The organism is Micromonospora sp. LH3U1, assembly GCF_028475105.1.
Classification (GTDB): Bacteria; Actinomycetota; Actinomycetes; order Mycobacteriales; family Micromonosporaceae; genus Micromonospora.
The window spans coordinates 1,468,918-1,480,496 of the sequence record NZ_CP116936.1; the positions used below are offsets into that span (position 1 = coordinate 1,468,918).

At 70.9% G+C, this 11,579-nt stretch carries 10 protein-coding genes; 5 read left to right on the forward strand and 5 right to left on the reverse strand.

The window, feature by feature from the left end; genetic code table 11:
- The 5 genes from PCA76_RS06855 to PCA76_RS06875 form a co-directional block, all read right to left on the reverse strand.
- Nucleotides 1-531: a DinB family protein gene (locus PCA76_RS06855; protein WP_272616104.1), complete on the reverse strand. Its 531-nt coding sequence runs from the start codon at nt 529-531 to the stop codon at nt 1-3.
- A 45-nt stretch (nt 532-576) separates the two neighbouring features.
- Entirely contained in the window at nt 577-1,071 is a 495-nt protein-coding gene (locus tag PCA76_RS06860) for a universal stress protein (protein WP_272616105.1), read from the reverse strand.
- Nucleotides 1,072-1,080: 9 nt separating this feature from the next.
- The gene (locus PCA76_RS06865; RefSeq protein ID WP_272616106.1) at nt 1,081-2,700 is read right to left on the reverse strand and encodes an MDR family MFS transporter; all 1,620 of its coding nucleotides are present in this window, start codon (nt 2,698-2,700) and stop codon (nt 1,081-1,083) included.
- A 144-nt stretch (nt 2,701-2,844) separates the two neighbouring features.
- Nucleotides 2,845-3,285 (reverse strand): MarR family winged helix-turn-helix transcriptional regulator, encoded by a 441-nt coding sequence (locus PCA76_RS06870; protein ID WP_272616107.1) that lies wholly within the window; start codon nt 3,283-3,285, stop codon nt 2,845-2,847.
- A 10-nt stretch (nt 3,286-3,295) separates the two neighbouring features.
- Nucleotides 3,296-5,023: an alkaline phosphatase D family protein gene (locus PCA76_RS06875; protein WP_272616108.1), complete on the reverse strand. Its 1,728-nt coding sequence runs from the start codon at nt 5,021-5,023 to the stop codon at nt 3,296-3,298.
- A gap of 83 nt (nt 5,024-5,106) precedes the next feature.
- On the opposite strand from PCA76_RS06875, the gene ftsY reads away from it, so the two are divergent.
- The 5 genes from ftsY (at nt 5,107) to PCA76_RS06900 (ending at nt 11,496) form a co-directional block, all read left to right on the forward strand.
- Nucleotides 5,107-6,291: a signal recognition particle-docking protein FtsY gene (gene ftsY, locus PCA76_RS06880; protein ID WP_272616109.1), complete on the forward strand. Its 1,185-nt coding sequence runs from the start codon at nt 5,107-5,109 to the stop codon at nt 6,289-6,291.
- A gap of 6 nt (nt 6,292-6,297) precedes the next feature.
- Complete coding sequence (locus PCA76_RS06885; protein ID WP_272616110.1) at nt 6,298-7,161, forward strand: aminoglycoside phosphotransferase family protein; 864 nt, start codon at nt 6,298-6,300, stop codon at nt 7,159-7,161.
- 276 nt (nt 7,162-7,437) lie between these two features.
- Nucleotides 7,438-8,841: an ammonium transporter gene (locus PCA76_RS06890; RefSeq protein ID WP_272616111.1), complete on the forward strand. Its 1,404-nt coding sequence runs from the start codon at nt 7,438-7,440 to the stop codon at nt 8,839-8,841.
- Between the two features lie 25 nt (nt 8,842-8,866).
- Nucleotides 8,867-9,205, forward strand: a complete 339-nt coding sequence (locus tag PCA76_RS06895) for a P-II family nitrogen regulator (protein ID WP_172862163.1) — start codon at nt 8,867-8,869, stop codon at nt 9,203-9,205.
- Nucleotides 9,206-9,219: 14 nt separating this feature from the next.
- Nucleotides 9,220-11,496: a [protein-PII] uridylyltransferase gene (locus PCA76_RS06900; RefSeq protein WP_272616112.1), complete on the forward strand. Its 2,277-nt coding sequence runs from the start codon at nt 9,220-9,222 to the stop codon at nt 11,494-11,496.
- The last annotated feature ends 83 nt before the right edge of the window (nt 11,497-11,579 follow it).

Consider the following 11,579-nt stretch of genomic DNA (forward strand, 5'->3'; position numbering starts at 1 on the left):
TCAGTCGCCGGTGACGCCGTCGATGCGTTCCCGGATCAGGTCGGCGTGACCGTTGTGCCGGGCGTACTCCTCGATCATGTGGACGTACGCCCAGCGCAGGCTGAAGGTGCGGGTCCCGTCGCTGCGGGTCAGCAGGAACGTCTCGTCCAGGGACCGTCCCTCGGTCGCCGCCCGTGCCGCTTCGACCTCGGCTCGGAAGGCGGCGAAGGCGGCCTCCGCGTCGGCGCCCGCCGCAGCGTGGAAGTCGGCGTCGTTGTCGGTGGCGTAGTCAAAGAGGTCGGGCAGGTCCTGGCCGGCGAAGCGCTGGCGGAACCAGGAGCGCTCGACGTCGGTCATGTGCAGGACCAACCCGAGAAGGCTCAGGCCGGAGGGCTCGACGCTTGCCGTGCGCAACTGCTCGGCGGTCAGACCGGCGCACTTGTGCAGCAGGGTGTCGCGGTGGTAATCGAGCCAGCCGTCCAGCATGGTGCGCTCATCAGCGACCAGGGGCTCGTGGCTGCGGTCGATCTCCGGTGCTCTCCATGTCGTCATCGGGTCATCCTGCGATGTGGGTACGACAGTCGCGACCGGGTTTTTTCAGGGCACCACGACGACGGGCCAGCGGCCGGCGCGGACCAGACGGGTGGCGACCGACCCGACCAGCCGGTGACCGGCCTGCTCGGAGGCGCCCACCACCACCATGTCGGCCTGGAACTCGTCCGCCGCCGTGCGCAGCTCGGCGTACGCGTCGCCGCGCCGGCACAGGAAGGTCACCCGCAGGCCCAACTCCTCGGCCCCGCGCCGGCACTCCCGGCGCAGCTCGTCGGCCAGCTCGTCGTGGGTCCGCTGCACCGCGCCGGCGTCCATCCCGGGCACCAGGGCGGTCAGCCCGCTCGCCGAGCTGACGAAGACCACCACGAGGGAGGCGCCCTGCCGGCGGGCCAGGCCGGCGGCGTACGAGCCGGCCCGCTCGGAGGTGCGGGTGCCGTCCACGCCGACCATGATCACCCGAGGGCCGTCCGTGCCCCTTTCGAAGGGCAGCGGACGGGTCCTGGGGCCGAACTCCTCGCGGTCCGGTGCTCCCACGCTCATGGTGCTACCTCACCTCTGCTCGCCGGTACGGACCATGGCTGCGCCAGCGCCGGCAGCGACGTTCGATTCCCGCTCGACCTCGCCGGAAACCGGGTTGCCGTTGTGCTGCCGCAGCGGCACCTCCTTGATGAAGCTCACCGCGATCAGCGCGATCAGCGCGAAGGGGGCGGCGGCCAGGAAGATGTCACCAGCGCCGTGACCGTACGCGCTCTCCACCACCGCCCGTAGCGGGCCGGGCAGGGTGTGCACGTCGGGCAGGACACCACCGCTGCCCGAGCTGGACGCGGGGATGCCGAGCCGGGCCAGGCCCTCTGAGGTGTAACCCGTGACCTTGTGGGCGAGCACCGCGCCGAGCACGGAGACGCCGATCGCGCCGCCCAGGCTGCGGAAGAACGCCACCGTCGAACTGGCCACGCCGAGCTCGTGCGTGCCGACGGTGTTCTGTACGGCGAGGACCAGGTTCTGCATGGTCATGCCCAGGCCGATGCCGACCAGCGCCATGTAGACGCTGAGCAGGGTGAAGCTGGTGTCGGCCCGGAGCGTGCCCATCAGTGCGAAGCCGGCGGTGAGCAGCGCCGTACCGATCACCAGGAACCGCTTCCAGCGGCCGGTACGGGTGATGATCCGGCCGCTCAGCGTCGAGGACACCAGCAGGCCGAGGATCATCGGGAGGGTCATCAGGCCGGACATGGTCGGGCTCTGGCCGCGGCTGATCTGGAAGTACTGGCCGAGGAAGACCGAGGCGCCGAACATGCCCACGCCGACAGCGATGCTGGCGACGACGGCCAGGGTGATGGTGCGGTTGCGGAACAGCCGGGGCGGGATCATCGGCTCGGCGGCCCGGGTCTCCACCCGGATCGCCAGCGCGGCGAGCACCAGGGCGCCGACCACCATGACGGCGCTCTGCCAGGAGGCCCAGGCGAACTGGCCGCCGGCGAGCGAGACCCAGATCAGCAGCAGCGAGACGGCCGCGGTGATCAGGGTGGCGCCCCACCAGTCGATCTGCGCCTTCCGCTTCACGACCGGCAGGTGCAGGGTCTTCTGGAGCACGACCAGCGCGGCGATGGCGAACGGCACACCGACGTAGAAGCACCAGCGCCAGCCGAGCCAGGAGGTGTCCACGATCACGCCGCCGATCAGCGGGCCGCCGATGGTGCCGACGGCCATCACGGCACCGAGGTAGCCGCTGTAGCGGCCCCGCTCGCGCGGAGTGATCATGGTCGCCATGATCACCTGGGCCAGCGCGGTGAGACCGCCGGCGCCGATGCCCTGGAGTACCCGGCAGGCGATCAGCTCACTGGTGCCCTGCGCGGCACCGGCCAGCACCGAACCCAGTACGTAGATCCCCAGGGAGATCTGGACCAGGAGTTTCTTGCTGGTCAGGTCGGCGAGCTTGCCCCAGATGGGGGTGGTCGCGGTGGTCGCGAGCAGGGCCGAGGTGACCACCCAGGTGTACGCGGACTGACCGCCACGCAGTTCGGTGATGATCCGCGGCAGCGCGTTCGAGACGACCGTGGAGGAGAGGATCGCGACGAACATGCCCAGCAGCAGGCCGGAGAGGGCCTGCAGAATCTGCCGGTGGGTCATGTCGACGCCGGTCGCCCGGGTGGGCGCTGTCGCCTGGCTCATCGTTGCTGCCTCCGGGTGGAGTCGAGGTGGACCGGCGGAGCCGCTGAGCGGCGATCGCCTGAGAGTTGCCTGAGGCAACCATAGGTTTTGGTTGCCCAAAGCAACAACTTGTCGGAGGGGAGGAACATTCCAGGTCGGCGGGGGTCACTTCCGGGTGTCGTTGAACCGGCCGAGAAGCCGGGCGAACTCCTCGACGTCCCGGGCCGGCCAGTCGTTCAGGGTCCGCAGAAACTCTCCCACCCGTGCCGACCGGGCGGCATCGAACCGGCGCTGGCCCTCCTCGGTGAACCTGATCTTCGCGGCCCGCCGATCGCTCGGATCGGGGTCGCGGCGGACCAGACCGAGCGCTTCCAACCCGTTGATCTGCCGGCTCAGCGTCCCCTTGCCCACACCGAGCCGCGCCGCCAACTCGGTCAACCGGATCGAGCCGCTGCGTCGCAACCAGAGCAACAACCCGTAGGTGTTCGGCTCAAGGTTCGGGTGTACCTCCCGGGCGATCTCCCAGGAAACCGCCCGCCCACGACGCAGCAGAGCGGTCAACTCGTGCTCGACCGCCCGGATTGGTTCCGGCAGGTGCTCATCCACGGCGTAGAGACTACGGCGAGGTCGGTTGACCGGTGCCCGAGAGTCGGCGTCGCATCACCGGGCGTAGGTGGCCGTCCTTGGTGGTGCCCTCGATGGTCACGTCCGCCCCGCGCCCCTCGTGGGTCAGGGTGGCGACCGCGTTGCCGAAGTAGGGGCCGGCCAGCTTGCGCCAGCGCAACCCCGGACGGCGTACCCCCGCGGAGCGAGCCAGCGCCCGAGTGGCGCCAGCCGGACCTGGCGACCAGCCCAGCCGCATCAGCGGACGGATACCGGCCGGCACCTGGTTGTGGATCGGCGAGCAGGTGAGCTGGTGCACGGGAGTGACCACCGCCGGGTCGGCGAACCGGGCCCGGGCCACGTACGAGTGGTGCACGTCCCCGGAGAGCACACTGATCGACGCTGGCGGGGCGTACGCCGGACCGGCGCCGACCCGCGCGCCAGACTGCCGCGGGGTGCCGGTGCCGATCCGGGCGAAGGTCTCCGCGAGTCCCTCGAAGGAGCGCCGGAACGCCGCCCAGTGCTCCAGGTCCAGAGCGCGGCGCAGCTTCTCCGCCCCGCGTGCGACCCACGGGCGGCGCGATTCGGCGAGCTTCTCGTTCCACGCCTCGATGTGATGGATGCCCTGCGGCAACAGCCAGGGCAGCGAGGCGCCGACCACCAGGTGGTCGTAGACCCCGTGCGCCTGGTCGAGGAACCAGGACCACTCACCCGGCGGCAACATCGCCCGTTGGCCCGGCTCCAGGACCCGGCTGCACCGGTTGTCCAGCATGACCAGCCGGGTCCGGCCCAGGTCCAGGGCGTAGCTCCACTGATATTGCACGGCCCGCCAACGTTCGGTGTCGTGCGCAAGGTCCGACTCCTGGTCGACCCGGTGCCCGAACTCGCGCAACACGCTGGTCGCGTCCTCGGCGGCGGCGACCTTGGCGAAGACCGGGTCGGCGGCGATCTCGTCGGGGGAGAGGTTGCCCAGGTGCTGGTAGACCCAGTACGAGGCGAGCCCGCTGCCGATCCGCTCCTGCCACCACGGCTGTTCGCGGACCTCGGCACGCCACGCCGCCGACGTGTTCCAGTCGTCGATGATCTCGTGGTCGTCGAAGATCATCACGCTCGGCACGGTGGAGAGCAGCCAGCGGATCTCCGGATCACGCCACGACTCCAGGTAGAGCTTGGTGTACTCGTCGAAACTCACCACCTGGTCGGCCGGGGCGCCCTTCGGACGCCGACGACGCCGACGCAGCAGCCGCCGCACCGTGGGCGAGGTGACGTCGGCGTACACCTGGTCGCCGAGCAGCACCAGCAGGTCAGGCTGCGGGTTCGACTCCGGGTCGGCCATCAACCGCCGGGCGTACGCGTCCAGCGCGTCCGGCGGCAGCTTTCGGGTGGTGGCGTGCTGGGTGGTCTCCCGGCACGAGCCGAAGATCAGGTTGACCGGCTGGTCCCGGTCGTCGGCCGCCCGGGTGCGGATCACGCTCGGCGGAAAGCCGCTGCTCGGCACCGGCCAGACCAACTCGTCGTCGACCAGCACCTCGTAGGTGGTCTCGCTGTCCGGAGTGAGCCCCTCCACCACGACGAGGGCGTAGTGGTGGTCGTACGCCGAGAAGGTGGGTGCGGTGCCGGTGGCGCCGCTGGCGGTGCGGACGGTGACCACGGCGGGCGCTGCCGTCTCCACCCAGATGGTTGCCCGGGTGTCCACCACTCGCCGCAGGAGTGGGCCGATGAGGAGGTGTGCGGCGGGCATGCGGCCGAGCCTACCGCCGGTTCCTGGCACCGGCCGGGTGCGGTGGCTGGGACGCCGCCGCCCGCATCTGACAGGATTCCGGCATGGCCGAATATCTCGTCCTCGTATTGGTCCTGCTCGGTGTGCTGATCGCCGGCACAGTCGGGCTGGTCGTGCCGCGATTGCGGCGGCGGCCCGAGCCTCCGTTGCCACGCACCGAGGTCGACACCAGGGCTGAGGAAGATCTCGCCGGCCCGCCGGTCGAGGCAACGGAGTCCGATCTGTCCACCGGCGTCCTGGTCGAACCGCCGCCGGTGATCGAGGCGCCCGCCGTGGAGGTGCCCGAGCCGACCGCCGGGCGGCTGGTCCGGCTCCGCTCGCGGTTGTCCCGCTCGCAGAACGTCTTCGGCAAGGGCCTGCTCGGTCTGCTCGCCCGCGACCACCTCGACGAGGACGTCTGGGAGGAGATCGAGGACAGCCTGATCACCGCCGACGTCGGCGTCGACGCCACCCGGGACATCGTCGACCGGCTCCGTGAGCGCACCAAGGTGCTCGGCACCCGCTCGGCCTCCGAGCTGCGGGCACTGCTCGCCGCCGAGTTGGTCAACGCGCTCGACCCGAGCCTGGACCGGTCGTTGCGGACCGCCCCGAAGGACGGCGTGCCGGCGGTGGTCCTGGTCGTCGGCGTCAACGGCGCCGGCAAGACCACCACCTGCGGCAAGATCGCCCGGGTGCTGGTGGCCGACGGCCGCACGGTGCTGCTCGGCGCCGCGGACACCTTCCGGGCCGCCGCCGCCGACCAGCTGGAGACCTGGGGCTCGCGCGTCGGTGCGGAAACCGTCCGTGGGCCCGAGGCCGCTGACCCGGCCAGCGTCGCCTTCGACGCGGTCAAGCGCGGCATCGACACCGGCGTGGACACCGTGCTCATCGACACCGCCGGCCGCCTGCAGAACAAGGTCGGCCTGATGGACGAGCTGGGCAAGGTCAAGCGCGTGGTGGAGAAGCAGGGCCCGATCGACGAGACACTGCTCATCCTGGACGCCACAACAGGGCAGAACGGCCTGGAACAGGCCCGGGTCTTCACCGATGTGGTCAACGTGACCGGCGTGGTGCTGACCAAGCTCGACGGCACCGCCAAGGGCGGCATCGTGATCGCCGTGCAGCGCAAACTCGGCATCCCCGTGAAGCTGGTCGGCCTCGGCGAAGGCAAGGATGACCTGGCCCCGTTCGACCCGGCGCAGTTCGTTGACGCGTTGCTGGGGACCGAGGCCACCGGACGGGACGCGTAGTCTCGGGTGACCAGTGACAACCGCGCGTACGCGGGCTGGCGTGAGCCCGGCCACCCTTCGCAGCGCCTCGGGAGACCGTACGTGACTTCGCAGGAGATCCCGCTGCACGGCGGCAACGTGAGCACCGTTGTCCGCGTCGGTGACACGGTCCGCCGCAACGCCGGGCCGTGGACACCGTCCGTGCACGCCCTGCTGCGGCACCTGGAGTACGTCGGGTTCACCGGCGCCCCACGGGCGCTCGGCATGGACGAGCGCAACCGTGAGGTGCTGTCGTACCTGGAGGGGGAGTGCGGAGAATATCCGCTCGCTCCGCACTGGGTGACCGACGAGGCGCTGGTGACCGTCGCCACCATGCTGCGGATGTTCCACGACGCGCAGTACGGCTTCACCCCGGCCCAGGGGGCGGTCTGGCGTTCGTTCGGACCCCCACCACCGGACACCGAGGTGATCTGCCACCACGACGCCGCGCCGCACAACGTGATCTGGCGGCCGGACGGCACCCTCGGGCTGATCGACTTCGACCTCGCCTCGCCGGGAGCGCGGATCTACGACGTGGCGTACGCGGCCTGGACGTGGGTGCCGATCTTCGCGGACCGGGACTCGATCACGCTGGGTTGGAAGCACCCGGACCGGCCGCGCCGGCTACGGCTCTTCGCCGACGCGTACGGGCTGATCCCCCGGGACCGGCACCGGCTGATCCGGACCATCCGCAAACGGATCGTGGACCACGTGGAGGGGATCCGTCGAATGGCCGCCGCCGGTGAGCCGGCGTTCGTCCGGATCGTGCACAAGGGCCACCTGCGCCGACCGATGCGCGACCTGCGGCTGCTCGACTACGAGCGGCACGCCCTGGAGAACGCCCTCCGCTGAGAGCGGACCAGTCGATGCTCGGCCGGTCCCGTCAAGCGCACCGGTCGATGGGTCTGGCCGGTCAGCCATCGACCATCGCCATCTGGGCGATCCACCCCTGTCCATACCGCTCACTGTGCGGAGTTCGTGACACGTACGAAACAACCCGTCACGCAACGGAAACCCGCACGGGACCCTGGGTGAAACAGCCGGCCGCGAAGCTTCCGCGCAACCGGCCTACGGGCGACGCTGCCCCGGAAAGCCGCGAAGGAGGACTTCACCCTTTAGGAGGCCAGCGTGCCTGAAGCACCGACGATCGACGGCGCCAATACCACGTGGCTGCTGGTTTCGACCGCGCTCGTGCTGCTCATGACCCCGGGACTGGCGCTGTTCTACGGCGGCCTCAACCGGGCCAAGGGCGTACTCAACATGATGATGATGAGCTTCTCCGCCATCGGGCTCATCTCTATTCTGTGGTGGTTCTACGGATTCAGCGTCGCCTTCGGGGCTGACGTGAACGGACTCTGGGGCGACCCCGGCACGTACCTCGGCACCAAGACCTTCCTCGCCGAGACCGACCTGTGGGGTGCCACGGCGGAGAACCCCAGCGGCATCGGGATTCCGCTCTACGTGTTCATGGCCTTCCAGATGGTCTTCGCGGTGATCACCGTCGCGCTGATCAGTGGTGCCATCGCCGACCGGGCCAAGTTCGCCGGCTGGCTGCTGTTCGCCTTCGGCTGGGCCACCCTGGTCTACTTCCCGGTCGCCCACTGGGTGTGGGGCGGCGGCTTCATCGGCGCCGACATCCACGCGCTCGACTTCGCCGGTGGCACCGCGGTGCACATCAACGCCGGTGCGGCGGCCCTGGCCGTGGCCCTGGTGCTCGGCAAGCGGCTCGGTTGGCCGCGTGAGGGCATGAAGCCGCACAACATCCCGCTGGTCGCGCTCGGCGCGGGTCTGCTGTGGTTCGGCTGGTTCGGGTTCAACGCCGGCTCGGAGTTGACCGTCGACTCGGTCGCCGGCCTCGCCTTCATCAACACCCAGCTCGCCACGGCGGCGGCGGTGCTCGGCTGGATCGCGGTCGAGTGGATCAAGTCGCGTAAGCCGACCATGGTCGGTGCCTCGTCCGGCGCGGTTGCCGGCCTGGTCGCCATCACCCCGGCCTGTGGTTTCATCGCACCCTGGGCCGCGGTCCTGCTCGGCATCGTCGCCGGCATCGTCTGCGCGCTCGCCGTCAGCCTCAAGTACAAGCTCGGCTACGACGATTCGCTCGACGTGGTCGGCGTGCACTTCGTCGGCGGCTGGATCGGCTCGCTCTGGCTCGGCCTCTTCGCCACCAACTCGGTCAACGCGGCGATCAGCGACGTGGTGGGTGCCTCCGACGGTCTCTTCTACGGCGGCGGCCTCACCCAGCTCGGGCGGCAGGCCCTTGCCGGCCTGGTCGTCACCGTATGGTCGTTCGGCGTCGCCTGGGTGCTCGCCTTCGTCATCGAGAAGACGATCGGCTTCCGCGTCAAGGGTGAGGACGAGGTCGAGGGCATCGACATCGCCGAGCACGCCGAGAGCAGCTACGACCTGTCCCCGGCGGGCGGCGGCACGGGCAGCGCGTTCGCGATGGCCGGCATCGGCACCCCCGGTGGCGGTGGTGCCAAGCCGGAGGCGGACTCCGCCGAGCCGGTCAGCGAAAAGGTCGCCGGTTAACGTTCCTGGGATGGAGGGGTTGGACATGAAGCTGGTGACCGCGGTCATCAAGCCGTACCAACTGGACGCGGTGAAGGAGGCCCTGCACGCCCTCGGGGTGGCCGGGCTGACCGTCAGCGAGGTTCAGGGGTACGGGCGGCAGAAGGGGCACACCGAGGTCTACCGGGGTGCCGAGTACACGGTCGAGTTCCTGCCCAAGATCCGGGTTGAGGTGCTCACCGACGAGATCGACGTCGACAAGGTCGTGGACGCCATCGTCGGGGCAGCCCGTACGGGCAAGATCGGCGACGGCAAGGTCTGGGTCACCGGTGTCGAAGAGGTCGTCCGGGTACGTACCGGCGAGCGCGGCCTAGACGCACTCTGACCTCGACGACTGACATGACCTCGTTGATCAAGAAGAACGCGTCAGGACACGCCGTTGACGGCGACGCGAACCTCTTGATCAACGAGGTCGTCGGCGTTCCCGGGGGGATCGGGGAGGCGGCTCGGTTGTCGCGGGCTGCGGCTTACGACTCGTTCTTGCGCGGGTTGTTGCCTGCTCGGGAGGGCGTGGCACTGCTGGCTGTCGGGGGGTTGGGTCGGCGGCAGTGCGCCCCGTACAGCGATCTCGATCTGGTTCTGCTGCACGCGGGTGTGCCGGGCACGGACGAGTTGGCCGCCTCGATCTGGTACCCGATCTGGGACGCGGGCCTACGGCTCGACCATTCGGTACGCACCGTCGCCGAGGCGCTCTCGGTGGCCCAGGACGACGTCAAGGTCGCCCTCGGGCTGCTCGATGCCCGGCTTGTCGTGGGCGACCAGGCGCTGGCCGACGCGCTGATCCGCACCGCCGCCGATCATTGGCGGCGCACCGCCGTACGTCACCTGCCCGGCCTGCGGGAGGTCACCGAGGCCCGCTGGCAGGCGCACGGTGAGCTGGCGTTCCTGCTGGAGGGCGACCTCAAGGAGGCCGCCGGTGGCCTGCGCGACGTGGGTCTGCTGCGGGCGATCTCCGCCGCCGGCATCACCGACGCGCTGCGGCCGGCCGTGCACGCCGCCCACCTACGCCTGCTGGACACCCGCGACGCCCTGCACCAGCAGGTCGGCCGGCGGATCGACCGGTTGGTCGCCCAGGAGCGCGACGGAGTGGCCGCGCTGCTCGGTCTAGAAGACGGCGACGCCCTCCTGCGCCGGGTCGCCGGTGATGCCCGCACGGTCAGCCACGCTCTGGACGACGCCTTCCGTGCCGCCGACCGGTTGCGCTCCGGCCGGTCCCGAGGCGGCAACGGTCGCCCCGCGCGCCGCCCGGTGGCCCGCGACGTGGTCGAGCACGACGGCGAGCTCGTGCTGGCCCGGACGGCGATCGGGGCACGCCCCGACCCGAGCCTCTCGCTGCGGGTGGCCGCCGCGGCGGCCACGACCCGACTCCCGATCGCCCGGGCCACCTGCGAGTGGCTGGCGGCCTACTGCCCGCCACTGCCCGCGCCCTGGCCGGCCGAGGCCCGGGCCGCACTGACCACCCTGCTCGGCGCCGGTCCCGGTCTGGTGCCCGCCTGGGAGACCTGCGACCGGTACGGGCTGGTCGACGGCTGGCTGCCCGAGTGGACCCGGCTGCGCAGCCTGCCCCAGCACAACCCGGTGCACCGCTACACCCTCGACCGGCACCTCGTGCAGACCGCCCACGAGGCCAGCCGGCACGCCCGCGAGGTGGAACGCCCCGACCTGCTGCTCCTCGGTGCTCTCCTGCACGACATCGGCAAGGGCCTCACCGGTGATCACAGCACCGTCGGGGTGCCACTGGCCCAGGCGGTGGCGACCCGGGTCGGTCTGCCGCCCGCCGAAGTCGAGTTGATCGGCACGCTGGTCCGGTTGCATCTGCTGCTGCCCGACGTGGCCACCCGCCGGGACCTGTCCGACCCGGTAACCATTGCCTCGGTGGCCGAGGCGGTCGGTGACACCGGCACCCTCGACGTGCTGCACGCGCTGGTCCGCGCCGACGCGGCGGCGACCGGGCCGGCGGCCTGGTCGGACTGGAAGGGCCGACTCGTCGCCGAGCTCGTCGCCCGGGTCCGCACCGCACTGGACACCGGCGTACTGCCCGAACCGCCCGCCCCGGACCCGGCGCTGCTGGCCGGGCCACTGCCGGTCGTCCACCTGACCGGGGACCGGGTGTCGGTCGCCGCGGCCGACCGGCGTGGCCTGCTCGCCACGGTTGCCGGCTGCCTGGCCCTGCACCGACTGGAAGTGATCTCCGCGGATGCCTCGGTGGTGGACGGCCGCGCCCTGGTCGAGTGCCGGGTGCAACCCCGCTACGGCCTCGAGCCGGACCCGGTCCCGCTCCGCGCCGACCTGCGTCGGGCGGTCGGCGGTGATGTGTCGGTCACCCAGCGCCTACGCGGCCGTGCGCTCGCCGCCCGTGGCGGCGGCGCTGCTCCCCGGGTGGTCTGGCACCGCGAGGCGGCCACCGACGCGGTGCTGCTGGAGTTGCGTGCCGCCGACGCCGCCGGGTTGCTCTACCGGGTCGCCTGCGCGCTCGACGACGCGGGTGCCCTGGTCCGCGCGGCCCGCATCTCCACTCTCGGGGCCGACGTGGTGGACGCCTTCTACCTGGTGGGCGGTTGGCCGGACGACGAGGCCCGAGCACGCCTGGAGGCCGCAGTCCTCGCCGCCGTCTGACGCGTCGATCTTGCACTTTGTGTCGCCATTATGCGGCTTTCGCGCGCTACGCCGGGACACAAAGTGCAAGATCGCGGGAGTTG

Bases quoted from the DNA above. Each gene is read 5' to 3' on its own strand.
- PCA76_RS06855 (WP_272616104.1), bottom strand. From the start codon at position 531: ATGACGACATGGAGAGCACCGGAGATCGACCGCAGCCACGAGCCCCTG.
- PCA76_RS06875 (WP_272616108.1), bottom strand. From the start codon at position 5,023: ATGCCCGCCGCACACCTCCTCATCGGCCCACTCCTGCGGCGAGTGGTG.
- PCA76_RS06895 (WP_172862163.1), top strand. From the start codon at position 8,867: ATGAAGCTGGTGACCGCGGTCATCAAGCCGTACCAACTGGACGCGGTG.
- PCA76_RS06900 (WP_272616112.1), top strand. From the start codon at position 9,220: ATGACCTCGTTGATCAAGAAGAACGCGTCAGGACACGCCGTTGACGGC.
- PCA76_RS06865 (WP_272616106.1), bottom strand. From the start codon at position 2,700: ATGAGCCAGGCGACAGCGCCCACCCGGGCGACCGGCGTCGACATGACC.
- ftsY (WP_272616109.1), top strand. From the start codon at position 5,107: ATGGCCGAATATCTCGTCCTCGTATTGGTCCTGCTCGGTGTGCTGATC.
- PCA76_RS06860 (WP_272616105.1), bottom strand. From the start codon at position 1,071: ATGAGCGTGGGAGCACCGGACCGCGAGGAGTTCGGCCCCAGGACCCGT.